Source organism: Frondihabitans sp. PhB188 (assembly GCF_003752365.1).
Taxonomy (GTDB): Bacteria; Actinomycetota; Actinomycetes; order Actinomycetales; family Microbacteriaceae; genus Frondihabitans.
This window is the reverse complement of sequence record NZ_RJUO01000003.1, coordinates 576,766-602,125: the sequence shown is the minus strand read 5'-3', so window position 1 is coordinate 602,125 and position 25,360 is coordinate 576,766. Positions and strand designations below refer to the sequence as shown.

Sequence of the window (25,360 nt, the reverse complement as noted above, 5' to 3'; positions counted from 1 at the left end):
CCGCGATCGCTAGACACGGGGCATGGACACCATGCCGATCGGCGACCTGCGCGAGTACATCGAGGAGCTCCGGGCTCAGGGGTACTCCGTCGGCAACGCCCACACCGCCGACCCCGACCTGATCGACCCCGAGGGCAACCCCATCTACACCTGGCAGGAGGACTACCCGTACGACGAGCGCATGAGCCGCGAGGAGTACGAGTTCGAGAAGTACCGCCTGCAGGTCGAGCTGCTCAAGTTCCAGTACTGGCTCGAGGACACCGGCAAGCGCGCCATCATCCTGTTCGAGGGGCGCGACGCGGCGGGCAAGGGCGGCACGATCAAGCGCTTCACCGAGCACCTCAACCCCCGCATGTCGCGGGTGGTGGCCCTGTCGAAGCCCAGTGAGCGCGAGTCGGGGCAGTGGTACTTCCAGCGCTACGTCGAGCACCTGCCGACGGCCGGCGAGATCGTGCTGTTCGACCGATCCTGGTACAACCGGGCCGGCGTCGAGCGGGTGATGGGCTTCGCCTCCGACGAGGAGTACGAGACGTTCATGGCGCAGGCGCCGTCCTTCGAGAAGATGCTGATCGACTCGGGCATCCACGTGACCAAGTTCTGGTTCTCGGTGACGCGCAAGGAGCAGCGCACGCGCTTCGCGATCCGGCAGCTCGACCCGGTGCGCCGCTGGAAGCTCTCGCCGATGGACATCGCCTCGCTCGGCCTGTGGGACAAGTACACGGCCGCCAAGGAGGAGATGTTCCGCCGTACCGACAAGCGGATAGCCCCGTGGACGATCGTCCGGTCGAACGACAAGAAGCGCGCCCGCATCAACGCCATGCGCTACTTCCTGTCGCAGTTCGAGTACGAGGACAAAGACCGCCGTGTCGCGGTCGCGCCGGACCCGCTGCTCGTGATGCGCGGCAAGTCCCTGCAGCTCGAGGAGTAGGTCGAGAGCGACGGACGCTCCTCTGCCGCCGCCGCCCGAACGGGTGCCCACCGAAGGGGGACTCGTGGCAGCGCGGGCCTCTGCCTAGCGTGGAGGCATGAGTTCTCCGCGCCACCGCGATGCTCCGCCGTCGCGCGGACGACACTCGCGCCCCGCCTCCTCCGCCTCGCCGAGGAGCGGCAAGCGCGTCGTGCTCTCGGCCTCGGCGGCCCTGGCGATCGGCGGGCTGTCGTTGACGGCGCTGATGCCGGCGTTCGCCGTGACCGGGCCGGCGGAGGCTCCGTCTGCCGCGAGTCGGTCCGCCGCGAGTCAGCAGGCCGCCAGCCGGTCCGCTGCGGGCACACCTGCGTCCCTGCCCGGTCAGCAGTCGTACACCGTGGCCGACACGGTCGACGTCGAGCCGTCCGTGGCGCGCGACGGCTACACCGCGACCTCGCCGCAGGTGCTCCAGGCGCGCATCGACGCCGCCCTCGCGCTGAAGACCAGCGCCGGTAAGAAGGCCGCCGCCATCCGCTCCATCCTGAAGACGCCGGTCACCGTCGTCTCCGTCAATGCGGCCGCGCTGAGCGACACCACCCCCGCCGACGACGTCGTCAACACCGCGACCGCCGACGAGAGCGTCACGACGACGACGGTCGGCACGGTCGCCGACGTCGTCTCCGAATCCACCCTCGAGTCGGCGTCGGCGACCCAGAACCGCCTCGTCGCCGCGGCCACGAAGTACGTCGGAGTCGTGCCGTACGTCCACGGCGGCGCGACCCCCGAGCAGGGCCTCGACTGCTCCGGGCTGGTGAAGTACGTCTACGCGGAGTTCGGCGTCGACCTGATCCACGACGTCGACGCGCAGGCCGCGGCTGGCACCGAGATCCCGGCCTCGAAGCTCCAGCCCGGCGACCTCGTCGTCTACCCGCACCAGCACATCGGCATCTACATCGGCGACGGCTACATGGTCGACGCCCCCAACGTCGGCCGCGACGTCGAGGTGCAGTCGGTCTGGGGCGACCCGGTCTACGTGCACATCAAGGTCTCCTGACAGGCGCCGGGCGCAGGAACTCGCAGCCCGCCGCCGGGCTGCGAGTTCCTGCGCCCGTGCTCGCGGGGTCGTCCTCGCGGGGTGTCCCGCGCCGGGGAGGTGAGACGATGGCCTCATGCCTCTCGGGTCGCGACGCCGTGCTCTGCCCGTCAGGCGCATCGAGCGCAACGATGCGGAGCCGCCGAAGGAGCCGGAGTGGCCGCTGACGCTGGAGCCGGTCCGCGCTCTTCTCGACGACGGGCTGGACCTCGGCGCGGTGACCGTGCTCGTGGGCGACAACGGCGCTGGCAAGTCGACCGTCGTCGAAGCCGTGGCGGACGCCTTCGGACTCAACCTCGAGGGCGGCTCGACCGGCGCGCGGAATCGGACTTTCGGCAGCGAGTCGGCCCTCGGGGAGCGGCTCACGCTCGTTCGCGACGTCGGGGCCTCCCGCAAGGGGTTCTTTCTTCGCGCCGAGACCATGCACGGCTTCTACACGTATCTCGACGAGGTGAACGACGCCGGCGGGTACCACTTGAAGAGCCACGGGGAGTCGTTCATCGACCTCGTGATGGACCGCAGCCTGATCCGCGGCCTCTGGCTGTTCGACGAGCCGGAGTCGGCGTTGTCGCTCCCCGGATGCCTCGCACTGCTCGGTCTGATGCGCGGCCTCGTCGAGAACGGGTCGCAGATCGTCCTGTCGACGCACTCGCCCGTCCTCGCCGCGTACCCGGGGGCCTTGCTCTACGAGCTCGGCGACTGGGGCATTCGGGCCTGCGACTACGACGACCTCGACCTCGTCCGGAACTGGCGCGGGTTCATGGCCGACCCTGTGCGCTACCTGCGGCACCTGGGGTAGCGGCCTCGGTCCGGAACGAGGCCCGAGCGGCGCGAGATGGCCCGCGCCGTCGGGCCGCGGGCTCGCACCCGACGCGGAGGTCCACCTCGCGGCGGCGACCGTCGGGCGCGAGGGCCAGGCGCCCCTAGCTCTCGGTGCCCCGCTGCTCGGCCTGGATCTTCGCGTCTTCGGCGGCGAGGATGCGGTCGGCCTCGGCGTTCACCTGCTGGGCGTCCCAGTCGGCGATGAACTTGTCGGCGTTCTCGCGTGTGACGCCATAGGCCGTGCCGCAGTACGCGCACGACACCGTGTACGAGCCATGGCCGAACGGGAAGATCGGCGCGAAGAACAGTGTGAACCAGGTGCGCCGTCGCACCAGGCGCTGCGCCGCCTCGTGGTGGCAGGTGGCGCAGACGAAGATGAGCATCGCAACGACCTTGGAGCTCGTGCGCGAACCGAAGATGATCATGTGTGTTCCCCCTTTTCGTGGTCGAACATACTCTTCGTCCGGTTCGCGCACGGCGCGGCGCGGTCAACCGTCCATGACCTGGGCCGCTCACGCCGCGCAACTTGTATAGTCAAGTTGTGCCCGCGCCCCTCCATGAACTGATCGCCGAGCAGCTCCGCGGCCGGATCCGATCGGGCGAGCTCGCTCCCGGCGCGTCGATCCCGTCGGAGTCGCAGCTCTGCGCCGAATGGCAGTCGTCGCGCGGCCCCGTGCGCCAGGCGCTCGCCACCCTTCGCGCCGAAGGCCTACTCGCCGGCGGCCAGGGGCGTCGCGCGGTCGTCAGCACCCCCGCCCTGGCCCAGCCGTTCGACACGCTCCTCTCGTACTCCGCGTGGGCGACCTCGATCGGCCGCACCCCGGGTCAGAAGACGCTGGAACTCGCACGGCGCCCGGCGAGCCCCCTCGCCCGCGAGCGACTCGGCCTCGAGACCGGCGAGGACCACGTCGTCGAAGAGCTCCGCCTCCGCCTCCTCGACGGCGACCCGGCCATGCTCGAGCGCACCACGTACGCCCTGCGCGTCGGCACGCTCCTGCTCGACTTCGACACCGACTCGGGCTCCGAGTGGAGCTACCTCGAGTCGCACGGCGTGGCCTTCGCCGCCGCCCGCCACGTCATCGACGCTGTGGCCGCCGACGCGGTCGACGCCGCCCACCTCGGCGTCGTCGAGGGCTCCCCGCTGCTGCGCCAGCGGCGCTGGGTGCGCGACGCCGACGGCGCGGTCATCGAGTACGACGACGACCGGTACCTGCCCGGCCTCGTCAACTTCAGTCTCGAGAACGGCCCGGCGCTGACGCATGTCTCCTGACCTCCTCCTGCTCCTGCTCGGCGGGGGAGTGGTCGCGGGCGTCATCGGCACGGCCGGCGGGGTCACCTCGCTCGTGGCGTACCCGCTGCTGCTCGCCGTCGGGATCCCGCCGCTCACCGCCAACGTCACGGGAGCCGTCGCGATGCTCGGCTCGGGCGTCGGGTCGACCCTGCGCGCCGGCCCCGACCTCGTGGGCCATCGCGCCACCCTGCGGCGCTGGATGCCCGTCGCCGTGACGGGGTCGCTGCTCGGAGCCGTGCTGCTGCTGGTGACGCCGCCCGACCTGTTCGGGCGGATCGTGCCGTTCCTGGTGGCGGCGGGTGCGCTGCTACTGCTCGTGCAGCCGACGATCACCGGCTGGAACGAGCGTCGGCGCGGGGCGGTGGGAACCGGGGTGACGGCCTCGGCGATGACCGGCGTCACGATCTACAACGGGTACTTCGGCGCCGGGTCGGGCGTGCTCATGATCGGCGTGCTGCTGCTGACGCTCGAACCGCAGATCCTGCGGGCCAATGCGCTCAAGAACGTGCTGCTGGTCGCGGCCGACCTCCTGCCGGCCGTGCTGTTCGCCGTGTTCGGGCACGTGGTGTGGCTCGCGGCGCTCGCACTCGGCGTCGGCACGCTCGCCGGCGGGCTGCTCGGGCCGAGCGTCGCCCGCCGGGTGCCCCGCACCGCGCTGCGCCTCACTGTGGCCGCGTCGGGCTTCGCCCTAGCCGCCTGGCTCTTCGCCCACCCCTGACGCCGCCGCCCGCCCCCGCCCGCCGCCCGCCGCCCGCCCCCGCCCCCGCCCCCCCGCGCCGTCGAGACTCCAGCGTTGGCCCCGGTTCCGCCGCAGAAAAGGGCCAAGTCTGGAGTCTCGATGCCACGGGGTCGGGCGGGGCGGCGGCGCCCCGTCCGGCAGTGACCCGCCGAGTCAGCGCAGCAGCGCCGTGACGACGTCGCCCACCGGCCCCGACAGATCGGCCGCCGACGCCGACGCCAGCGGGCCGAGCTCGGTCGACGCCCGCCAGAGCACGATCCCGAACCCCGTGGCCATCGCGATCTGGGCCCGCAGCAGCAGCGCCTCGGTCGCGGGGTCGTCGCGCTTCCAGCCGGCGATCGCGGCCATGCTCTCGGTGTAGCGGGTGAGGGTGGCACGGCGGATCTCGTCGGCCTTCTCGTCACCCGACGACCGGATCAGAAGCAGCAACTCGAGCGGCTTGACGCCGCCCGACTGGTCGGCGACGCGCGCGACGAGGCTGGCGACCATCTGGTCGAACGTCGTCTGCGACTCGGCCGGCGGCTCCATCTGCTCGACGGTGCGGTTCAGGCAGGCGGCGAACAGCCCCTCCTTGCTGCCGAAGTAGCGGTTGATCAGGGCGACGTTGACGCCGGCGTCGGTCGCGATGTCGCGGACGGTGGTGGCCGCGTACCCGTCATGCGCGAAGCGGCTGCGCGCCGACTCGAGGAGCGCCTGGCGCGTCTTCTCGGCGTCGCGGCTGCGTGATGCGACGGGGCTGTCGGTGGTCATGGTGCTCATCCTCCCAAGTCCCGCAACCGTACCGGCCCGTCTCGTCGATGTAAACAAAAGTTGACATTGCTCGGCGATTCACTAGTCTTCACAAGTCAGCAATTGTTTACACGACTCCGGAGACCGATGTCAGACACCCTTCAGGAGCCCACCACGGGCTCCATCGCCGCTGTCGAGCACAGCGAGCACAAGCCGAACCTCACCCTCGTCATCGTGTACCTGGCCCTCGGCGGCCTGGCCTACGCGGTCCTCCAGTCGCTGGTCGCCCCGGCGCTCTCGACCATCGGCGAAGACCTGAACGCCTCGACGTCGAACGTCAGCTGGGTCATCACCGCCTACCTGCTCTCGGCGTCGGTGCTCACGCCGATCCTCGGCCGCCTCGGCGACATGCTGGGCAAGCGCCGCATCCTGATCGTCGTGATGTCGCTCCTCCTGATCGGCACGCTGGTGGCCGCGCTCGCCACGAGCCTCGGCGTCCTGATCGTCGCGCGGATCCTGCAGGGTGCCGCCGGCGCCGTTCTGCCGCTGTCGATCGGCATCGTCCGCGACGAGTTCCCGAAGGAGCGCGTCAGCACGATGATCGGCCTCCTCTCGGGCATCTTCGGAATCGGCGCCGGCATCGGCATCGTCGCCGCGGGCCCGATCGTGCAGCACCTCAACTACCACTTCCTGTTCTGGCTGCCGCTGATCCTCGTGGTCATCGCGCTCGCCGGCATCATCTTCGGCATGCCCGAGTCGCCGATCCGCAAGCCCGGCCGCCTCGACCTCGTCGGCACCGTCATCCTGACGGTCTCGCTCGTCTCGCTGCTGCTGGCCGTCTCCGAGGGCGAGACCTGGGGCTGGGGCGACTTCAAGACGATCGGCCTCCTCGCGGTCGGCGCACTCGCGATGGTGGCGTTCGTGCTGGTCGAGCTCCGCGTCGCAGAGCCGCTGATCGACGTCCGACTCTTTAAAATCCGCGGCGTCTGGACCGCCCACGCTGTCGCGCTCGTCTTCGGCTTCGCGATGTACGGCACCTTCGTGCTCGTCCCGACCCTGCTCCAGCTGCCGGCCTTCACTGGATACGGCTTCGGCAAGGACGCCTCGCAGTCCGGCCTCTTCCTGCTGCCGACCGTCCTGATGATGATCGTCGTCTCGCCGATCTCCGGCGCCCTGGTGCGCAGGCTCGGCGCGAAGCCGCCTCTGGTCATCGGCGGCATCCTGCTCACGGCGGCGTTCGTCCTGCCGGCACTCACCCACGAGCACACCTGGCAGATTCTCCTCTCGGGCATCCTCACCGGCGCGGGCATCGGCTTCGGCCTGGCGGCGGCGTCCAATGCCATCATCGAGAGCGTCCCGAAGGCGCAGACCGGCGAGGCCATCAGCGCCAACACCGTCGTCCGCACCATCGGCTCGAGCGTCGGCACCGCCGTCATCGCAGCCCTCATCTCGTCGCACTCGAAGGTCTTCACGACGCCGGCGGGCTCGATCGCGCTCCCGTCGGGCGACACCTTCACGATCGGGTTCTGGGCGTGCGCCGGCGTCGGAGCCCTCGCCATCGTCGCGGCCCTCGCGGCGCCGGGCCTGCGCAAGCGCCACGACGACGCGGTCGCCGCGGGCGTGGACGACGTCGACGACCTGGTCGCCCACTAGGGCGCAGGAACTCCCCGCCGCCGCCGGGGTCAGACCTCGGCGGCGGCTGCGCGAGTTCCTGCGCCCCGTGTCGTCAGCAAGTCAGATCGCGCGAACCCGCACCATCTACGGCAGATTCGCCCGATCTCACAGGGGAAGGCTCCGACAGCGACCGGCCCCTCGACGCGACCCGATGTGGGGGAGGCGCCGACGCACGGCCCTTCCTAGGCTGGTCGCATGGGGGATGCAGCGCCGCGGGGCGCCGGAGAGGGCTTCGACGAGACGTCGCCGACCACACGGCAGCGGGCCAAGGGCGCGCTGGCCGTGGTCGCGATGATCGGGCTGCTGCTGGTCGTGCAGCCGGTGATCCGCGACGCGGTCACCGAGCATCCGATCATCAACGGCCTGCGCATCGGGTTGCCCTTTGCCGCGCTCGTAGTCGGCATCGCGGCCACGCTTGTCCGCAGCCGCATCGTCGCACGCCGCGTGCGCCGCATCGAGCGGCTGCGTCCCGACGCCGTCGTGTTCATCGCCCCGCGCACGCCACTGGTCCGCACGGCGCTCGCCGCCGTCCGCCCCGGGATCGGCCTGCCTGCGCGCTTCCTGGTCTCGGCCGGCTGGCAGGGCGTCGAGCTGTGGGCTCAGTCGACCGACGAGGCGCCGACCGTCACGTTCTCGTGGCGCGAGGTCGACGGAGTCGCCGCCGCCTTCCAGCGCGTCGGCGCGGGCACGTACGCCCCCGACGCCCGGACCGTGCGGGTCCGCATCGGGGCGGGCGGCCACGACTCCGTCGACCTCCCGCTGTCGATCTACTCGCCGAACCTCCTCGGCTTCGCCCGAGCGCGCCGAGCCAACGAGGTGCTCGCCGGCTTCACCCGCTGGGCACCGTCTCGCACGGCCACGACTCCCTAGGGCGCAGGAACTCCGTCCCCGCCGCCCTGCCCGCCGATCGCCGCGCGCGCCACGTCGATCACGTGCATGACTCCGACGATGTCGTCGTGCGTGTGCACGGGCGACTCGGCGAGGCCCTCGCCGATGTACGACGCCACGGCCGTCGCCTGGTAGCCGAGGCCCTCGTGCACGGCCTCGAAGCGGTCGTCGATCCAGGTCGCCGTCTCGTCGGAGCCCATGCCGCCGCGGGTCCAGGTGATGCCACTGGGGCCGAAGAACGGGCTGTGCAGGTCGATGCGGCCCTCGGAGCCGATCACCGACGCGACGACGGGAAGGGCGGTCACGAGCGAGGTGGACGCGAAGGCGCGGGCACCCGACGCGTACGAGAGGAGGAGGTCGGCGCGGGCGTCGACGTCGCCGGGGCCGAGGTCGCCCCGGGTCACGATGTCGGTCGGGGTGCCGAGCACCGAGGCCGCGAACGAGATCGGGTAGACGCCGGCGTCGAGGAGGGCCCCGCCGCCGAGCTCCGTGTTCCAGAGGCGGTGCGACGGGTCGAACGGCATGGTGAAGCCGAAGTCGGCCGTGACGAGGCGGACCTCGCCGATGGCTCCGTCGGCGAGGAGCAGGCGGAGGATCTCGGTCTGCGGGAGGTAGCGGGTCCACATCGCCTCGGTGACGAACACGCCCGCGGTGCGGCCGGCGTCGGTGATCTCGCGGGCCTCGTCGGCCGACATCGCGATCGGCTTCTCGATGAGCACGTGCTTGCCGGCGGCGATGGCGGCCAGGGCCTGCTCGCGGTGCAGGGGGTGCGGGGTCGCGATGTAGACGACGTCGACCTCGGAGTCGTTCACGAGTGCGTCGACCGACTCGGCAACGCGCGGGATGCCGTGCCGCGCGGCGAACGCGGCGGTCTTCTCGGCGTCGCGCGCCGTCACGGCGACGACGCGCTGCGTCGTGTGCGCGTGCAGGGCGAGCACGAAGCGGTCGGCGATGCCCGTGCCGATGACGCCCCAGCGGAGGGCGGGGACGGCGGCGGGATCGGGGAGTATCGGGGTGGGCAGGGTGAGGGACATCGTCGGCCTTTCAGTGCTTGGCTCGTGCTAACCACGTTACATCCACTCTACCGGCCCGGTTTCGGCGGTGTTTCGCGCTCGCGCCGGGTCTGTAACAGCTCTCGGCGTCCTCTAGCCGCGGCGCTCGGGCACGGCCAGACTGTGCTTCGGATCGACCGACCTGGACGATCGACCGAGAGGGATGCCATGGCACAGCGACGACCACTCGCCGAGACGCGGCAGCTGCTCGTCGACGCGGCGATCCGGGTCATCGCGCGGCAGGGCGTCGCCTCGGCGTCGACCCGGGCGATCACGGCCGAGGCACGGGTGCCCCTGTCGGCGTTCCACTACGCGTTCGACTCGTACGACCACCTCATCGACCGCGTCATCGAGTCGGTGACCGAGGGCGAGCGGGCCATCGCCGTCGCGGCCGTCGAGATCGACTCCGACGTCGACGCCGACCTCGAGACCGTCGTGCTCCGGGCCCTCGACCTGTATCTCGACGTCCTGGCCGCCCACCCCGACCAGCAGCAGGCCCTCCTCGAGCTGATGGCCTACGCGCAGCGCACGCCGGGCCTCGAAGGCCGTGCCCGCGACTACTACGCGAGCTCGTTCGCGCTCGCCGAGGGCGCGCTGGCCACCCGGGCCGGCGTCGAGTGGACGGTGCCGCCGGCCGAGATCGCCCGGCTCGCGATCGTGCTGCTCGACGGCCTCACGACGACCTGGCTCGCCGACCGCGACACCGAGGCGGCCCGGCGCACCGCCCGGCTCGCCGCGGCGAGCCTGGCCGGCTTCGCCGCGCAGCGGGTGCAGGTGTGAGCGCCGACGAGGTCACCGTCGAGGCGACGGCCGCCGCCCTCCGCGCTCCGGTCGGCCGCCGCTGGATCCAGCTCTTCTCGCTCGCCTGGTTCGGCATCTGGATCGCGCAGCTCACCCCCATCCAGCTCCTGCTGCCCGAGCAGGTCGCCGCCGTCCTGAAGCTCGACCCGGCCGACTGGGTGGCCAACGTCGTCGCGTTCGGCGTGGTGTCGGCGATCGCCGGCGTCTTCGCGCTCGTGGCGTACCCGCTCACCGGTGCGCTGTCCGACCGCACCCTGTCGCCGTTCGGCCGGCGCCGGCCGTGGATCGCCGCGGGAGCGGTGCTCTTCGCCATCGGACTCGTGCTGCTCGGCGTGCAGTCGTCCATCGTCGGGGTCACCGTGTTCTGGGTGGTGACGCTCGTCGGCTTCTGCGTGCTGACGGCGGCCCTGACGGCCGTGATCTCGGACCAGGTGCCGGTCGGCCAGCGCGGCACGATCTCGGGATGGATGGCGGCGCCGCAGCCGGTCGGCGCGCTGGTGGGGCTGCTCGCGGTGCTCGCGCTCGGGCTATCGCTGTTCGCCGGCTACGCGCTCGTCGCCGTGCTGCTCGTCGTGTGCGTGGCGGCGTTCGCGGTGCGGATGCCCGACCGGGTGCTGGCCCGGAGCGAGCGGCCGCGGCTGGGGGTGGCCGAGTTCCTGCGCGGATTCTGGATCGACCCGAGGACCCACCCGGATTTCGGCTGGACGCTGCTGAGCCGCGTGCTCGTCAACTGGGCGAACGCGCTCACGACGACGCTGCTGCTGTACTTCCTGATGTTCGGGCTGACGCTGCCCGAGGGCGACGCCGAGACGGTCCTGCTCGTCACGACGGTGATCTACAGCGTGTTCTCGGTGATCGCGTCGCTGTGGTTCGGCGGGCTGTCCGACCGGCTGGGCCGCCGCAAGATGTTCGTCGTCATCACGGCCGTGATGCAGGCGGCCGCGGGGATCCTGCTCATCGCCGCTCCCTCCGAGCCCATGGTCTACGTGGCCGGGGCGCTGTCGGGCTTCGGGTTCGGCGCGTTCCTCGCAGTCGACCAGGCCCTCGCCACCGAGGTGCTGCCGTCGGCCGTCGATCGCGGCAAAGACCTGGGCATCATGAACATCGCCTACGCGATCCCGCAGGCCCTGGCACCGCTCGCCGGCGCCGGTCTCGTGGTCGCGGTCGGCGGCTTCTGGCTGCTCTTCGTGGCCGTCGGCGTCTTCGGCATCGCCGGCGCCGCGGCCCTCGCTCCCGTGAAAGGGGTCCGCTGATGCTGACGACGATCGACGACCGCGCTCTGGCGTTCGTCAACCTGCACGGGGTGCTCGGAGCACTCGGCGAGCTCTGCGCCCGAGTGCCCGAGGCCCGCGCGCTGGTCGAGAGAGACGATCGGCCGACGTCGATCGGGTTCGCCGTGCGCGGGGGGCCGCGAGCCGCCCTGCGCTTCGCCGACGGCGGGGTGACCGTCGACCCCGCGACCGGCCGGGGCACGATCACGCTCCCGTTCGCCGGGCCCCGCGCCTTCAACAAGGTGATCGCAGGAACCGCGACACCCATCCCGGTCACGGGTCTCCACCGCATCGCCTTCCTCACCGGGGTCTTCGCGCCCCTGGCCGAGCTCCTCACGAGATACCTCCGGCCCTCCGCCGACGACCTCGCCGACGAGGGCTTCCGCGACACGAGCACGGTCCTCACCCTCGTCGTCGCCCTGGGCGCCGTCGCCGAGCTCGCGACGCACGACCGCAGCGGACGAGCCAGCGCGAGCCTCATGCCCGACGGCGATCTGTCGGTGCGCATCGGCGACGCCGTCTCGTACACGCTGCGCGTCGCCGACCACCGCCTGACGTTCGTCGCCGCCGAGTCGCCGTCGCCCCGCGCGATCCTCGCGTTCGCCGACATGGAGGTCGCCCGAGGCATCCTCGCGGGCGACCTCAGCGCGCTCGCCTGCGTCTGCGACGGACGCCTCGCCATGAGCGGCTACGTGCCGATGGTCGACAACGTCAGCCGCATCCTCGACCGCGCCGGTCAGTACCTCTCGTAAAGGACAACGCATGAGCATCTCGACCCCCGCCAAGCCGTTCACCACGGAGCCCTACAAGTACCCGAAGAGCCGCGCCGCCTTCGCCCGCGCCACCGCCGTGATCCCATCCGGCATCTACGGCCACCAGGGGCCGTCGGAGGGCTGCTACATCCCCGAGGACGCCTTTCCGCGGTTCTCGTCGCGCGCCGAGGGCACCCGCTTCTGGGACCTCGACGACAACGAGTACATCGACTACATGTGCGGCTACGGCCCCAACGTGCTCGGCTACAACGACCCCGACGTCGTCGCCGCGGCCGAGGCGCAGCAGCGTCAGGAGGACGTCGTCACGATCCCCTCGTCGATCATGGTCGACTTCGCCGAGCTGCTCGTCGACACCGTCGCCAGCGCCGACTGGGCGTTCTTCGCCAAGAACGGCGGCGACGTCACGACCCTCGCCGTGATGACGGCCCGGGCCGCGACGCACCGCAAGAAGATCGTCTTCGTCAAGGGCTACTACCACGGCGTCGCACCCTGGACGCAGAAGCTCGACTACCCCGGGGTGCTCGAAGAGGACGTCGCGAACAACCTCACGGTGCCGTTCAACGACCTGGCCGCTCTCGAGACGACCCTACGGGAGCACCGCGGCGAGATCGCCGGACTCATCGCCCAGCCGTACATGCACGGCAACTTCGTCGACAACGAGCTGCCCGCCGACGGCTACTGGCAGGCGGTGCGCCGCCTCTGCGACGAGCACGGCGTCGTGCTCATCGTCGACGACGTGCGTGCCGGGTTCCGGCTCGACCTCGCCGGCTCCGACCACTTCTACGGCTTCCGTGCCGACCTGATCTGCTTCTGCAAAGCGCTCGCGAACGGCTACAACGTGTCGGCGCTCTGCGGCCGCGACTCCCTGAAGGACGCCGTCAGCAGCATCACCTACACCGGCAGCTACTGGATGAGCGCCGTGCCGTTCGCGGCGGGCATCGCGTGTCTCACGAAGCTCCGGGAGCTCGACGCGCCCACGCTGTTCCGGTCGCTCGGCGAGCGGCTGACCTCCGGCCTGGTCGCGGGTGCCGCCGACCACGGGCTCACCCTGGCGACCTCCGGCGAGCCGGCACTGTTCTATCTGCGGCTGGCCGACGACGACTCGCTGATGCTGCACCAGCAGTGGGTCGCCGAGTGCGTGCAGCGCGGGATGTTCATCACATCGCACCACAACCACTTCATCAACGCGGCGCTCACCGAGGCGGACGTCGACCGCTCGCTCGAGATCGCGCACGAGGCGTTCGGGATCGTGGCCGCACGGCGCTAGGCGGTGGTGCGGGCGCCGGTCAGTGGACGATGCCGCGCTCCAGGCGCCCGGCGAGGTGGTCGACGATCGCGAAGGCGAGCGGCTCGACGAGCGGCCCCGGCCGGTGCTGCGAGGCGTTGACGTCGAAGCGCTCGCGGAAGCCGGTCGTCCACGGCTGGTCGACGATGGGGCCGGCGCTGTGACGGCCGTCGGCGGGAGCCGACCAGCGCCACAGGAGCTGCCCGCGACGGTTGACCTCGACGTCGCCCGGCCCGGGCCCGACGACGATCGGGGTCGGGCGCACGCAGATGACCGGGGCGTCCGGCCGCGGGGGAGGCTCGATGCCGAAGGCGGAGCCGGTGAGCATCGTGTAGGGCAGGGCGACGCCCCGCGTCGTCAGGGCGAACAGCTCCAGCGGCCAGCACGCCGCGACGGCCTTGTACACGCCCGCGCGGGCCTCCATCACGGTCGGGACCGGCTCGATCCCGCGCCTCCGCAACGCGATGGCCGTCTCGGCGAGGAGCAGCTCGAGGGCCCACGAACCCGCCTGCTCATCGGTCTCCTCGGGCACGGCGACGACGTTCCGCCGCGGCCGCGCGAAGCGCTCGATGGCCTCGTCGAGTTCGGTCATGGTGCTCCTCTCGCGGGCCACCACGCTATCGGGCGGAGCCGGGCGCGAGAAGAGGCTCGGCGGCGGGGCGCCAGTTCCTGCGCCCGGAGCGGGACGGGGGCAGGGCTACGCTGAGCCTGTGACGACAACGGCGGCGCCCACCACGGACTACCCCGACCGTCTCCGGTACGGAGCAATCGCCGCGCTCGCCGGCACCGGCTTCGTCTACTTCACCGCCGAGACCCTGCCGGTCGGGCTGCTGCCGCAGATCGCGTCGGGGCTGCAGGTGACTCCCGCGCAGGTCGGGCTGCTCGTCACCGTCTACGCCGCATTCGCGGCGGCCGGGGCGATCCCGCTGACCAGCCTCACTCTCAAGGTGCCGCGGCACGTGCTCATCGCCTGCCTCGTCGCCGCGTACGTCGTGTCGCAGACGGCCGCCGCCCTGGCGCCGACCTTCCTGGTGCTGGTGATCGCGCGGATCCTGACCGCGCTGGCGCACGGGGTGTTCTGGTCGGTGATGGCCCCGGTCGCCCAGCGGCTCGGGCCCCGCGGGCAGGGCGGCAAGGCGGCGTCGCTGGTCATGGCCGGGACGACCGTCGGAATGGTGCTGGGCGTGCCCATCACCACGCTGCTCGGCCAGGCCGTCGGCTGGCGCGCCGCGTACGGGGTGCTCGCCGGGGCCGGGACCGTGGCGCTCGTCGGCGTGATCGTCTTCCTTCCGAAGACCCCGGTCACCCGTGCTCAGGCCGCCTCGAGCATGCGGTCGCAGTTCTCCGCCGTGCGCCGGCTGCTCGGCTCGCGCGCCATCACTCTCGTCTGCGCGGTCACGACGCTCGGGTGCCTCGGCCACTACGCCGCCTACACGTTCACCGCGCCCATCGTGGAGCGGAGCGGGCACATCAGCGGATCGGGCCTCAGCCTGCTGCTGCTCGGCTACGGCGCGATGGGGCTCGCGGCCACGGTCGTCGTCGGGCGGATCGTCGACCGACGCCCGGGTGCGGCGCTGATCGGCTGCTTCACGGCCGTCGTGCTCGCCCTGGTCACGCTCTCGATCACCCGCAGCACCGTCGTGACGGTCATCGCCGTGCTGGTGTGGGGCGCCGGATTCTCATCGGTGCCGCTCATCGTGCAGCAGACCGCGATGCGCGTGGCGCCGCAGGCCCGCGACTCGGCGTCGGCGATCCGGCAGAGTGCCGCGCAGATCGGCATCTCGAGCGGCTCGCTGGTCGGCGGGGCCATCCTCGCGGCCGGCGATGTGCGCTTCCTCGCCCCGTTCGGCGCCGTCGTGATCGGCGTGTTCACCATCGTCGTGATCGCCAACCGGTGGCTGTTCCCGCTCAAGCAGGACCCGTCGCTCGCGCCCGTCACCGGCGAGATCGGGATCATCGGGGCGCCGCACGACGCGTAGGGCGCGCCCCCCTGGCCGCCTGCCTGCCGGCAGGCCCTTGGCTCGCACCACGATCGGGACTCCGCACCGCAGAGAGTCGTGGTGCCGAGTCCTGATCGTGGTGTGCTGCGAGGCCCGCGTGGTGCCGAGTCCTGATCGTGGTGCAGCACGACGCGCACGCGCTACGCCACGGGGCCTAGGTCCGCGCGCGACGCCGCGGCGACGTCACGACGAGCAGCACCAGCGCGACGAGCACTCCGATGACCGTCTCGACGAGCCGGTCGGCGATGAGCGTCCCGAGCGGGGCGGGCGACGCCAGGTGCACCATGATCAGGGCGAGCGGCGTGACGGCCATGGTCGCCAGCGCGTAGTTGCGGAGCACGAACAGCTCGGCGAGCAGCTGGGCCACGCCGACGGCGGCGATCAGGACGCCCAGCGGCGGGTCGGCTCCGATGAGCGCGGCTGCGAGCAGCACGCCGACGACGGTTCCGACGAGGCGCTGCGTGCCGCGGCCGAACTTCGCGCCGAGGGTGGCCCCGGTGAGCGGGACGGTCGCAGCGACGGCCGCCCAGTACGGGTGGCCGATGCCGACGCCCGTGGCGATGGCTCCGGCGACGAGGGGGCCGACGACGTACCGCACCATCTCGAGCCGAGCGCCCGGTGCCGCGAGCACGGCGCGCAGGGGCACGATCTCGCGACGGGGGTGCTTGGTGGCGCGAGACGGGGGCAGGATCCGGCCGACCTGCCCGACCACGATCGCCAGCGCCGCGGCCCCGAGCGGCAGGGCGGCCGCCAGCACGAGGTCGGCCGGCGCGTGGTGGAACGACGACGTGCTCCCCGCCGCGAAGACGAGGAACAGCGACGGCACCGGGAGCAGGCCGACGCGCTTCGAGACGAGGAGGCCGACGAGCGAGAGGGCGGCGATTGCGCCGACGGCCAGGAACGAACCTGGTGCGACGACCCCGACCGCCGTGCCGACGAACACGGCCAGCGAGAGGCTGAGGCCGGCGACCGCCTGCTGGTAGAGGCGTGCGGAGTAGGTCGCGTGGCGGCCGAAGACGCCGGCCATGGCGCCGAACGTGGCGTAGAGCGTCAGGTCGGCGTGCCCGGTGAGGGCGAGGGTCGCGATCGGGACCGTGATGACGATCGCCGCACGCACGGCACCCCAGTGCGCGCGGTTGTGCGGGAGGACCGACAGGAGCTCGCGCCGCCACTCGGAGACTGCTCCGCCTGGCGCTGTGCTCGAGCTCACCCGCTCCCCGCCTCTCGATCAGTTATAAGAACATAATCATCCTACGCCCCGAGAAGCCGATCGACAACGGCGAGATGGCCCTCGCCGTCGGTTCGGGCATGCCGGGCCGACGGCGAGGGCCATCTCGCGAGAAGGAGCGCCTAGCTCTCGCCGCCGACAGCGGGCTCGCCGACGAACGAGTGCGACTCGCCCGCGAGCTCCGGCCACAGCTCGACGTCGGCGATCGAGACCCAGCCGGCTCCGTCGGCGTGCGCCTTCGCGACGCCGCGGGCGACGAGGTCGTCGCTGCGGTCGGCCGGGAGCTTGATGACGATCGAGTCGCCTTCGAGGTAGAGGAAGAGCGTGCCGCGGGCCAGAAGCCCGTCGTCGGTCACGGTGACATCGTCGTCCTCGTCCTGGCTGAGGTCGAGGACGAGCTCGTCGTAGGCGTCGGAGATGTCTGACATGAGGGGCTCCTGAGGTGTGAGGCGGACCTCGCCAGTATGGCGCGATCGGGTCGCGGCCGCCTGCTCACGCCACAGGGGTCCGCGACCTCCTCACGCGCACGACGCCGCTGACGACGATCGGCAGGACCGAGACCGCCACCACCAGGATCGACAGCACGTCGATGTGCGTGCGGACGAACGGGATCCGACCGAGGATCACGCCGAGGATCGAGACGCTGGCCGTCCAGATCGAGGAGCCCGCGAGGTTCCAGACTGAGAACCGGCTGTACCGGTACCGGCTCGTGCCTGCGGCCAGCGGCACGTAGGTGCGCACCACCGGCACGAATCGGCCCAGGATCAGCGCCGCGCCGCCGTACCGCGCGAAGAAGGCCTCGGCCTCCTCGAGGTGCTTCGTCTTCAGGAGGCGGGCGTCGGGCCTGAACAGGCGGCGCCCGAAACGGTGTCCGAGCCAGTAGCCGACCTGGTCGCCGAGGGCGGCTGCGACGAAGGCCACGACGATGACGAGCCACACGGGTACGCCGATCACGCCGCTCGCGGCCAGCAGCCCGGCGGTGAACAGCAGCGAGTCGCCGGGAAGGAAGGGGAACAGCAGCCCCGACTCGATGAACACCATCACGCCGAGGCCGATGAGCACGGCGGGGCCGAGCGAGGTCAGGAAAGACTGCGGGTCGAAGATCACGGCCTGATCCTGAATCGGCGGCTCTCAGAAACGGCGAAGAATCGGCCGCGTGAAACACTGTGGCCATGCCCGAGACCTCCCGCCCCCGCGTCACCATGGACGACGTCGCCGCGGCCGCCGGGGTGTCGCGCTCGCTCGTGAGCATCGCGTACCGCGGTGTCGCGGGTGTCAGCGACGAGACCCGCGAGCACATCCTCGCCGCGGGCCGAGCGCTCCGATACCGCCCGAACACGGTGGCCTCGCGCCTGGCGAGCCGCACCGGGAGGTCGCTGGGTCTCTTCCTTCTCGACCTGCGCAACCCCGTCTTCGCCGACATCTTCGACGGCGTCAGCGCCGTGACCGAAGAAGCGGGTGCCCACCTCGTGCTCGGCGTCGGCGACACGGCGGGCACCCGCGACCGCCTGGCGCTCGAGACGCTCCTCGGCGCGCGGGCCGACGTCGTCCTCGCGGCCGGCGCCGTGCTCTCCGACCGCGAGCTGATCGCGCTCGTCGGCGCCGACCGCCTCGTCAGCGTCGCTCGTCGAGTGCCCGGCGTCGACAGCGTCTACGCCGACGACCTGGCGGGCGCCCGCCTCGTCGTCGACCACCTCTACTTCCTGGGCCACCGCAGGATCGCCCACCTCGCCGTGCCGCCCACCGACGGCCGCACCGACCGCCGCGCCGGGTACGAGGTGCGGATGCGCGAGCTCGGGCTGACGCCGCAGGTCGTCACGGCGGTGCCGACACTGGAGGCCGCGCTCGCGGTGGCGACCCCGCTGCTGGGCGGGCCGGGGCGCCCCACGGCGGTGTTCGCGAACAACGACCTGGCAGCCCTCGGCGTCGTCGAGGCAGCCGGGCGCCTCGGCCTGCGGGTTCCCGACGACCTCTCAGTGGTGGGCTACGACGACAGCCCGCTCTCGGGGCTGCGGGCGGTGGGCCTGACGTCGGTCGACCAGCACGCGCTCGACCTCGGGAGGCGGAGCGCGGAGGCCGCCCTGTGGCGGCTCGAGAATCCGGCCGGGGAGGTCGTCGACGTGTCGCTCTCGCCGCGGCTCGTGGTGCGGTCGTCGGCGACCGCCCCGAGTTCCTGAGCCGTGTTTGTCATGACATGAGCGGCCTGGTATCGTCAGACTAGAGCGCTCTAGTCGTGCTCGCCGCGAACGCCGGTACGAATCGAAGGAGCTTCAATGGCGCAGGAACTCGGCATCGGACTCATCAGCGTGGGCTGGATGGGCCGCCTCCACTCGCGGGCCTACCGCGCCCTTCCGGACCACTTCCCCGAGCTCGACGTGTCGCCCCGCTTCGTCGTCGCCGCCGATCCGGTGCCTCAGGCCGCCGCCGAGGCCGTGTCGCGCCTCGGCTACGAGCGCTCGGTGAGCGACTACCGCGAGGTGCTCGCCGACCCCGCCGTCGACGTCGTGTCGATCTGCTCGCCGAACTTCCTGCACCGCGAGATGGCCGTCGCCGCCGCCGCCGCGGGCAAGCCGTTCTGGATCGAGAAGCCGATGGGGCGCTACGCATCCGACTCGCGCCAGATCGCCGACGCGGTCGCGAGCGCCGGCGTCATCACCTGCGTCGGCTTCAACTACCGTCACGCCCCGGCGATCGAGCGCATGAAGAAGCTCGTGAGCGACGGCCGCCTCGGGCGCATCACCAATGTGCGCGGCACCCTGCTCGCCGACTACTCGTCGAACCCGCTGGCGCCGCTGACCTGGCGCTTCGAGCGCGAGCGCGCGGGCTCCGGAGTGCTCGGCGACCTGCTGTCGCACGGCCTCGACCTCGCGCAGTACGTCGTCGGCCGGATCGCGAGCGTCTCGGCGATGGCCGAGACGTTCATCACGGAGCGCCCCGTCCCGGCGGCGGGCGTCGTCGACCGGTCGGCCGCCGGATCGGGCGAGCTCAAGCGGGTCGAGAACGACGACTACGCGGCGCTGCTGATGCGGTTCGAGAACGGCGCCGTCGGCACGATGGACTCCAGCCGGATCATGCGGGGCCCGCGCGCCGAGTACGCGCTCGAGGTCTACGGCACGCTGGGGTCGGTGCGGTGGGACTTCCAGCGGCTGAACGAGCTCGAGGTGTGCCTGCCCGACGACTCCGAGGCCGGCGAGTACGGCTACTCGACCGTGTACATGTCGCCCGGGCACGGCGAATTCGGGCGCTTCCAGCCGGGCGGCGGAACGGGCATGGGCTTCGACGACCTCAAGACGATCGAGGCGGCGCAGTTCGTGGCGTCGGTGCTCTCCGGCACGCAGATCGCGCCCTCGGTCGCCGACGGGCTCGCGGCGGCCGCCATCGTCGAGGCCGCCGAGAAGTCCCTCGTCGACGGCGCCTGGCACGACGTGCCGCCCGTCGACGGGCCGCTCACGTACGCCGCGCCGACCCCCGCCCTCTGACCGGGCTGCCCTGGCGAGGGCCGATCACGCGTAGATCTGCGACCACTCGTCACGCTGGCGCAGGAACTCCCGGGCGGCGTCCTGCGCGGCCTCCAGCGAGTGGTTCGAGCCCCAGCCGCACTGCGTCTCGTTCGCGGCCGGAACCTCCGTCGCCGCGAGGATGTCGGTCAGCGTCTGCTCGATGAGCGTGTAGACGTCGTCGACCTCGGGCGTGCCCTCGAGCAGCAGGTAGAAGCCGGTCTGGCAGCCCATCGGCGAGAAGTCGATCACCTTAGACGAGTGGTTGCGCGAGTGCTCGGCGAACAGGTGCTCGAGGGAGTGCACGGCCTTCATGTCGAGCCGCGAGACGTTCGGCTGGGCGAAACGGAGGTCGTACTTCGAGAGCGTGTCGCCGCCCGGCAGGTCTTTGTGATCGGCGAGCCGGACGAACGGCGCCTTCACGATGCGGTGGTCGAGGTTGAACGACTCGACGTTCATGCGCTTTTCTTCCATGGGACGAGCCTACGCACCGTCGGTGCGCGCGGGAACGACGATGCGCTCGATCAGGGCGAGGATGCGCGGGATGTCGATCCGGTCGTCGAGCAGCCACTGCACCTGCAGGCCGTCCGACGCGGCCATGATCAGCGACGCGAGGTCGTCGAGGTCGACGCCGGGGGCGATGCCGCGCTCGGCCAGGTCGTGCTCGAGAGCCGCTCGCGTGGACTCGCGTCCCCTCTCGAATCGGTCGGTGAAGAACTCGGTCGCGACCTCGTGACCCGGCTCGACGGCGGACGCCATCATCACCGTGTGCAGGCCGACCAGCCCCGGCACGTTCTTGTTGTGCTCGGCGATGACCGTGGTCCGCTCGAGCACGCCGTCGATGTCGGCGATGGCTTCAGCGCCCTGGAGGTCGCGCTCGCGCAGCACCTCGACGAGCAGAGCCTCCCGCGACTCGAAGTAGTGCGACAGGGCCGCGTGCGAGACGCCGATCGCCTCGCCGATGGCCCGCAGGGAGGTGCTCTCGAAGCCCTTCTCGGCGAACACCTCGAGGGCGCGGTCGAGGATCTCGCGTCGGCGCTGGACGCCCTTCGGGTACGGGCCTCGGGTGGTCATGTCCCGAGAGTAGCCGTTCAGCGAGGTCCCCTCGCAGAAAAACATCCACGTGGAGGTTTTCGGTGCTACGGTCGTCGCGACGGCCACAGGCGCGCGTCCCGGGCGAAGACGCCCGGCTCACTCTGGGAGAACCGATGGACATCTCGCTCCAGCTCTACACAGTCAATTCCGCCCTCGAGTCCGATCTCGACGGCGGCCTCGCCCGCCTCGCCGAGATCGGCTTCACGACGGTCGAGGCCTTCGACTTCGTGCGACGCGCGCCGCAGCTCGCGATGTCGTTCGGCGCCCACGGCATCACCGCGGCGACCGGCCACGCCTTCCTGGTGCAGTCCGAGATCCCGCTGCCCGACGGCACGACGATGACGGCCCCCAGCCGCGCCGAGACATTCGGAGCCGCGGCCGAGCTCGGCATGACGACCGTCATCGACCCGTTCGTCGGAGTCGACGAGTGGTCGACCCTCGACGGCGTGAAGCGCATCGCCGACGCTCTCAACGCGGCGTCGATCGACGCGGCGAAGGAGGGGCTCCTCGTCGGGTACCACAACCACGACCACGAGCTCCGGTCGATCATCGAGGGCAAGCCGGCCCTGGCCGTGCTCGCCGAGCTCATCGATCCTGCCGTGAAGCTCGAGGTCGACCTCTACTGGGCGACCGCCGCGCACGTCGACATCGCCGAGTTCGTCTCCGGGCTGGGCGAGCAGGTGCTCGCCGTCCACGTGAAAGACGGCCCGATGGACCGCGAGATCACGACGGCGAACGTCCCGACCGACCAGGTCTCGGCCGGCCGGGGCGACGTGCCGCTGGCCGCCGCGCTGGCCTCGAACCCGCACCTGAAGTACGCCGTCATCGAGTTCGACGGGTTCCAGGGCGACGTCTTCGACGGAGTCCAGGGCAGCTTCGACTGGCTGACCGCGACGATCGCCGAGATCGACGCCGCCGGCACGAAGGCGAGCGCCTGATGCCCGGCACCGGCAGGGTCGGAGTCGGCTTCATCGGAGCCGGCATGATCAGCGACGCCTACCTCGCCAACCTCACGCGCTTCCCCGATGTCGAGGTGCTGGTGATCGGCGACATCGACACCGAGCGCGCGGCCGCGCAGGCCGCCAAACGGGGCGTGCCCCGCTCGGGCACGGCCGACGACGTGCTCGCCGACCCCGACGTCGAGATCGTCGTCAACCTGACCATCCCGGCGGCCCACGTGGCCGTGTCGACGAGTGCACTCGAGGCCGGGAAGCACGTCTGGAGCGAGAAGCCGATCGGCGTCGACCGCGCCACGGCGAAGGGGCTCGTCGAGCTCGCCGCGAGTTCCGGCCTCCGTCTCGGCATCGCACCGGACACCGTGCTCGGCGCCGGCTGGCAGGCCGCCAAGCGCGCGATCGAAGGCGGCATCATCGGCACGCCGCTGACCGCCGTGACGAGCATGCAGTGGCAGGGGCCCGACCTCATGCACCCCAACGCCGACTTCCTGTTCGCGAAGGGCGCCGGCCCGCTGTTCGACATGGGCCCGTACTACTTCACGGCGCTCGTGCACCTGTTCGGTCCGATCGAGTCGGTCGCGGCTTTCGGCACGAAGGCGCAGGCCACCCGCACGATCAAGGAGGGCCCCCGCACCGGCGAGGTGTTCCCCGTCGAGGTGCCGACCCATCTCAGCGTGCTGTCGTCGTTCGAGGGCGGGGGAGCGGCGCAGAGCCTGCTCAGCAACGACACCGCGCTGTTCCGCCACGGGGTCTTCGAGGTCAACGGCACCGAGGGCACGATCGTGCTGCCCGACCCGAACACCTTCGGCGACACCCCGATCAAGGTCGTGCGCCCGCTGACCGGGATCACCGGGTTCCCGATCGAGCAGGACTGGGAGACCCTGCCCGACGTCGGCGAGGTCTTCGGCCGCGGACTCGGCGTGCTCGACATCGCCCGGGCCATCCGCGGCGGCGGAGTCCACGTCGCCACCGGCGAGGTCGGCTACCACGTGCTCGACACCATGGTCGCCGTCGAGGAGAGCGTTGCCCGCCGTGAGTACGTCGACGTCGAGAGCACCGTCGGCCCCGTGCCGTCGCTGCCCGAGTCGTTCGATCCGCTCGCGGCCACCCTGTAGCGCCGCGCCCGCGGCGCGGTGCCCGCGGCCCTGCCCGCGCGGCCCCGCGCTTTTGGGGCTCCGGCCCGCTGAATCGGCTCGCCCCCTCCGCTCTTCCGGAGGGATCGAGCCGTTTCTGCATCGTCTGCGGGCGATGCGATCATTCCTTGAAATCCCGACTTCTCATCCAGTATGTTGAATGAAAATGAGAGTGAGGCTTCAATGAAGAGACACCTGTTCTTAGGCATCATCACCGTTGCAGTGATCGCCGCCACGTCCGTTCCCGGGGCCGCTTACGCGTCCGCCTCGCCGTCGGCGACCGACGCCGTGGCCCGCGCCGAGGGCATGATGGGCCTCGATGACGACATAGACCCCGCAAAGCCGCTGGTGGCGGTGCCAGGCGAACGGGTCGCCGTTGGCGATTCCGCGGCCGGAGTTGCCGTAGCAACCGACGCCAGGGCGGCATCAAGCAGGGCTCCTGCGTACACAGTCGATCGCTTGGATCCTGAGACGACGCGACTTGCAGCAGTGCTCACGACGGCGGGGCAAACCGCGAGCTGGGATTTCGGTCCTGACACGGAGCTGTTCGTCCTGGCCGACGGTCGCGTGAGCGTCAGCGACGAAGACGGTGAGTTCCTGGCCGGGATCGCGGCACCGTGGGCAGTGGACTCGCATGGGGTCAGGCTGGCGACTCGGTATGTCGTAGACGGGTCCAGGCTCGTTCAAGAAGTAACGACTCGTCGGGACACCGTCTACCCGGTGGTCGCCGATCCGACGATCAAGACGTACGTCGGCTACTACCAGATCACGTTCACCAAGAGCGAGAGCTTTACGGTCGTCGGCACGGTCGGCAGTTGCACCGCGCTGCTTGCCAAGGCTCCACATCCCGCAATGCGCGCCCTCATGGTCGGGTGCGGAGTCTTCGCTGCCTTCAGCGCCGCCCAGCTCTCCGGCGGGAAGTGCATCCGAGCCCACATCGTCGGATTCCCGCCGACCATCGGCACGTGGTGGCCGACTTTCCCGAAGTGCTGACGGTGACCAGTTCAGTCGCCTTCGGCCTCGCGCTCGGGTGTGCTCTTGGAATCGCCCTGCTGCGACTCGGTCGTGTCGGGGGTGCACTCGTGGCAGTCTCTCCGGTCGTGGCGTGGACGGTGATCGGAGTCGTCCGGCCGGCTCCCATCGACGAGCCAGCGCTCGGGTGGTGGCTACCCGGGTACTTACTAGGCCTCGTGGGCATGAGCTTGCTGGTCCGACATCGACGCAGAAGCCACGGCGACTAGGGGCGCAGGAACTCGCCCCCGCCGCCGAGCCGAACCCGGCGCGGCTACAGCAGCACGGTCCCGGCGATCGCCGTCGTGCTCTCGCCGCCGACCCAGACCGCGTCGTCGACGACCGTGATGCGCACGACGCCGTCGCGGCCGAGGCGCGTGCCCTGGCCGTTCGTGTAGGCGGCGGGCGTGCGGCCCTCGCGGTGCAGCCACTGGGCGAGCGACGCGTTGAGGCTGCCGGTCACCGGGTCTTCGGGCACGCCGATGATCGGCACGAAGCCGCGCACCTCGTGGGCGTGCTCATGGCCCTCGGGGTAGGCGCCGAAGACGCCCGTGTTCAGGTCGGGGATGATCGACAGGTCGGGCTCGAGGGCCAGGACCCTCTCGGCCGACGCGAGCTCGACGGCCAGCCACGGCGGGCCGTTGACGATCCACTGGTGGCTGAGGATCTCGGAGCGCTCGACTCCCAGCCCTCGGGCGATGCGCTCGACGGTCTCCTCGTCGACCGGGCCGGAGCGCGTGGTCGGGGGAGCGGCGAAGGCCAGGGTGGCGCCGTCGCGGCGGATGTCGATCAGGCCCGCGATGCACTCCTGCACGATCAGGTCGCCGCGGGCGGGGACGCCGCCGGCCTCGAGCCAGGCGTGCGCCGAGCCGAGCGTCGGGTGGCCGGCGAACGGGAGCTCGCCGCCCGGCGTGAAGATGCGGAGGCGGTAGTCGGCGTCGGGCGTGGTCGGCGGCAGCACGAACGTGGTCTCGGAGAGGTTCGTCCAGCGCGCGAACGCGGCCATGGCCTCGTCGGTCACTCCGTCGGCGTCGAGCACGACAGCGACCGGGTTGCCGAGGTAGGGCACCGACGAGAAGACGTCGACCTGAGAGAAGGAGCGCTTGATCATGCGG

General features: G+C 71.3%; 27 protein-coding genes. 17 read left to right on the top strand and 10 right to left on the bottom strand.

Translation table 11 applies throughout. The features are described from left to right. Nucleotides 1-22 precede the first annotated feature (22 nt). From ppk2 to EDF46_RS11575, 3 genes are all read left to right on the top strand, one after another. Nucleotides 23-928: a polyphosphate kinase 2 gene (gene ppk2 / locus EDF46_RS11585; RefSeq protein ID WP_370454095.1), complete on the top strand. Its 906-nt coding sequence runs from the start codon at nucleotides 23-25 to the stop codon at nucleotides 926-928. 97 nt (nucleotides 929-1,025) lie between these two features. Continuing rightward, nucleotides 1,026-1,961 carry a C40 family peptidase gene (locus tag EDF46_RS11580; RefSeq protein ID WP_123506410.1) on the top strand — a complete coding sequence of 312 codons (936 nt, stop codon included), beginning with the start codon at nucleotides 1,026-1,028 and terminating at the stop codon, nucleotides 1,959-1,961. A 115-nt stretch (nucleotides 1,962-2,076) separates the two neighbouring features. Next, complete coding sequence (locus tag EDF46_RS11575; RefSeq protein WP_123506409.1) at nucleotides 2,077-2,799, top strand: AAA family ATPase; 723 nt, start codon at nucleotides 2,077-2,079, stop codon at nucleotides 2,797-2,799. A gap of 124 nt (nucleotides 2,800-2,923) precedes the next feature. On the opposite strand, the gene EDF46_RS11570 is transcribed toward EDF46_RS11575, so the two are convergent. Beyond that, nucleotides 2,924-3,247, bottom strand: a complete 324-nt coding sequence (locus tag EDF46_RS11570) for a zinc ribbon domain-containing protein (RefSeq protein WP_123506408.1) — start codon at nucleotides 3,245-3,247, stop codon at nucleotides 2,924-2,926. 116 nt (nucleotides 3,248-3,363) lie between these two features. Between EDF46_RS11570 and EDF46_RS11565 the strand changes: the two genes are divergently transcribed. Together EDF46_RS11565 and EDF46_RS11560 are read left to right on the top strand one after the other, a co-directional pair. Next, nucleotides 3,364-4,092: a GntR family transcriptional regulator gene (locus EDF46_RS11565; protein WP_123506407.1), complete on the top strand. Its 729-nt coding sequence runs from the start codon at nucleotides 3,364-3,366 to the stop codon at nucleotides 4,090-4,092. After that, nucleotides 4,082-4,831 (top strand): sulfite exporter TauE/SafE family protein, encoded by a 750-nt coding sequence (locus tag EDF46_RS11560; protein WP_123506406.1) that lies wholly within the window; start codon nucleotides 4,082-4,084, stop codon nucleotides 4,829-4,831. Before EDF46_RS11565 ends, EDF46_RS11560 begins: the two co-directional genes overlap by 11 nt. Nucleotides 4,832-5,005: 174 nt before the next feature. On the opposite strand, the gene EDF46_RS11555 is transcribed toward EDF46_RS11560, so the two are convergent. Then, entirely contained in the window at nucleotides 5,006-5,602 is a 597-nt protein-coding gene (locus EDF46_RS11555) for a TetR/AcrR family transcriptional regulator (RefSeq protein WP_233580002.1), read from the bottom strand. Between the two features lie 126 nt (nucleotides 5,603-5,728). Between EDF46_RS11555 and EDF46_RS11550 the strand changes: the two genes are divergently transcribed. After that, nucleotides 5,729-7,234, top strand: a complete 1,506-nt coding sequence (locus EDF46_RS11550; RefSeq protein WP_123506404.1) for an MFS transporter — start codon at nucleotides 5,729-5,731, stop codon at nucleotides 7,232-7,234. A 216-nt stretch (nucleotides 7,235-7,450) separates the two neighbouring features. Continuing rightward, entirely contained in the window at nucleotides 7,451-8,125 is a 675-nt protein-coding gene (locus tag EDF46_RS11545; RefSeq protein ID WP_123506403.1) for a hypothetical protein, read from the top strand. On the opposite strand, the gene EDF46_RS11540 is transcribed toward EDF46_RS11545, so the two are convergent. Further along, nucleotides 8,122-9,177, bottom strand: a complete 1,056-nt coding sequence (locus EDF46_RS11540; RefSeq protein WP_123506402.1) for a Gfo/Idh/MocA family protein — start codon at nucleotides 9,175-9,177, stop codon at nucleotides 8,122-8,124. The two genes, EDF46_RS11545 and EDF46_RS11540, sit on opposite strands and share 4 nt — an antisense overlap. A 186-nt stretch (nucleotides 9,178-9,363) precedes the next feature. Between EDF46_RS11540 and EDF46_RS11535 the strand changes: the two genes are divergently transcribed. Genes EDF46_RS11535 through EDF46_RS11520 form a run of 4 tightly spaced genes read left to right on the top strand, consistent with a single transcriptional unit; the run spans nucleotide 9,364 to nucleotide 13,307 of the window. Next, nucleotides 9,364-9,975, top strand: coding sequence for a TetR/AcrR family transcriptional regulator (locus EDF46_RS11535; RefSeq protein WP_123506401.1), 612 nt, complete (start codon nucleotides 9,364-9,366; stop codon nucleotides 9,973-9,975). Next, a complete protein-coding gene (locus tag EDF46_RS11530) occupies nucleotides 9,972-11,249 on the top strand; it encodes an MFS transporter (protein ID WP_123506400.1) in 1,278 nt (425 codons plus the stop codon). The genes EDF46_RS11535 and EDF46_RS11530 overlap by 4 nt, the downstream gene beginning before the upstream one ends. Beyond that, nucleotides 11,249-12,019, top strand: a complete 771-nt coding sequence (locus EDF46_RS11525; protein ID WP_123506399.1) for a hypothetical protein — start codon at nucleotides 11,249-11,251, stop codon at nucleotides 12,017-12,019. Before EDF46_RS11530 ends, EDF46_RS11525 begins: the two co-directional genes overlap by 1 nt. A 10-nt stretch (nucleotides 12,020-12,029) precedes the next feature. Next, a complete protein-coding gene (locus EDF46_RS11520) occupies nucleotides 12,030-13,307 on the top strand; it encodes an aminotransferase class III-fold pyridoxal phosphate-dependent enzyme (protein WP_123506398.1) in 1,278 nt (425 codons plus the stop codon). 19 nt (nucleotides 13,308-13,326) lie between these two features. On the opposite strand, the gene EDF46_RS18015 is transcribed toward EDF46_RS11520, so the two are convergent. Next, nucleotides 13,327-13,917, bottom strand: a complete 591-nt coding sequence (locus EDF46_RS18015) for a hypothetical protein (protein WP_158614227.1) — start codon at nucleotides 13,915-13,917, stop codon at nucleotides 13,327-13,329. Between the two features lie 118 nt (nucleotides 13,918-14,035). On the opposite strand from EDF46_RS18015, the gene EDF46_RS11515 reads away from it, so the two are divergent. Then, complete coding sequence (locus tag EDF46_RS11515; RefSeq protein WP_158614226.1) at nucleotides 14,036-15,304, top strand: MFS transporter; 1,269 nt, start codon at nucleotides 14,036-14,038, stop codon at nucleotides 15,302-15,304. Between the two features lie 175 nt (nucleotides 15,305-15,479). Here EDF46_RS11515 and EDF46_RS11510 read toward each other — a convergent pair whose 3' ends face one another. From EDF46_RS11510 to EDF46_RS11500, 3 genes are all read right to left on the bottom strand, one after another. Beyond that, a complete protein-coding gene (locus EDF46_RS11510; protein ID WP_123506396.1) occupies nucleotides 15,480-16,535 on the bottom strand; it encodes an FUSC family protein in 1,056 nt (351 codons plus the stop codon). 140 nt (nucleotides 16,536-16,675) lie between these two features. After that, a complete protein-coding gene (locus EDF46_RS11505) occupies nucleotides 16,676-16,981 on the bottom strand; it encodes a hypothetical protein (RefSeq protein WP_123506395.1) in 306 nt (101 codons plus the stop codon). Between the two features lie 64 nt (nucleotides 16,982-17,045). Beyond that, nucleotides 17,046-17,660 (bottom strand): DedA family protein, encoded by a 615-nt coding sequence (locus EDF46_RS11500; RefSeq protein ID WP_233580001.1) that lies wholly within the window; start codon nucleotides 17,658-17,660, stop codon nucleotides 17,046-17,048. 65 nt (nucleotides 17,661-17,725) lie between these two features. On the opposite strand from EDF46_RS11500, the gene EDF46_RS11495 reads away from it, so the two are divergent. Beyond that, nucleotides 17,726-18,730, top strand: coding sequence for a LacI family DNA-binding transcriptional regulator (locus tag EDF46_RS11495; RefSeq protein ID WP_233580000.1), 1,005 nt, complete (start codon nucleotides 17,726-17,728; stop codon nucleotides 18,728-18,730). Between the two features lie 96 nt (nucleotides 18,731-18,826). Further along, on the top strand, nucleotides 18,827-20,032 hold the full coding sequence (locus EDF46_RS11490) for a Gfo/Idh/MocA family protein (protein ID WP_123506394.1): 1,206 nt from the start codon (nucleotides 18,827-18,829) through the stop codon (nucleotides 20,030-20,032). A 24-nt stretch (nucleotides 20,033-20,056) separates the two neighbouring features. On the opposite strand, the gene EDF46_RS11485 is transcribed toward EDF46_RS11490, so the two are convergent. Then, nucleotides 20,057-20,524, bottom strand: a complete 468-nt coding sequence (locus EDF46_RS11485; RefSeq protein WP_123506393.1) for an S-ribosylhomocysteine lyase — start codon at nucleotides 20,522-20,524, stop codon at nucleotides 20,057-20,059. A 9-nt stretch (nucleotides 20,525-20,533) separates the two neighbouring features. Then, on the bottom strand, nucleotides 20,534-21,124 hold the full coding sequence (locus EDF46_RS11480) for a TetR/AcrR family transcriptional regulator (RefSeq protein WP_123506557.1): 591 nt from the start codon (nucleotides 21,122-21,124) through the stop codon (nucleotides 20,534-20,536). 134 nt (nucleotides 21,125-21,258) lie between these two features. Here EDF46_RS11480 and EDF46_RS11475 point away from each other — a divergent pair, with 134 nt between their 5' ends. From EDF46_RS11475 to EDF46_RS11465, 3 genes are all read left to right on the top strand, one after another. Then, the gene (locus EDF46_RS11475; protein ID WP_123506392.1) at nucleotides 21,259-22,083 is read left to right on the top strand and encodes a sugar phosphate isomerase/epimerase; all 825 of its coding nucleotides are present in this window, start codon (nucleotides 21,259-21,261) and stop codon (nucleotides 22,081-22,083) included. Then, nucleotides 22,083-23,216, top strand: coding sequence for a Gfo/Idh/MocA family protein (locus EDF46_RS11470; protein ID WP_123506391.1), 1,134 nt, complete (start codon nucleotides 22,083-22,085; stop codon nucleotides 23,214-23,216). Before EDF46_RS11475 ends, EDF46_RS11470 begins: the two co-directional genes overlap by 1 nt. A gap of 201 nt (nucleotides 23,217-23,417) precedes the next feature. Further along, the gene (locus EDF46_RS11465) at nucleotides 23,418-24,227 is read left to right on the top strand and encodes a hypothetical protein (protein WP_123506390.1); all 810 of its coding nucleotides are present in this window, start codon (nucleotides 23,418-23,420) and stop codon (nucleotides 24,225-24,227) included. A gap of 292 nt (nucleotides 24,228-24,519) precedes the next feature. Here EDF46_RS11465 and EDF46_RS11460 read toward each other — a convergent pair whose 3' ends face one another. Next, entirely contained in the window at nucleotides 24,520-25,356 is an 837-nt protein-coding gene (locus EDF46_RS11460; protein ID WP_123506389.1) for a PhzF family phenazine biosynthesis protein, read from the bottom strand. Nucleotides 25,357-25,360: the final 4 nt, after the last annotated feature.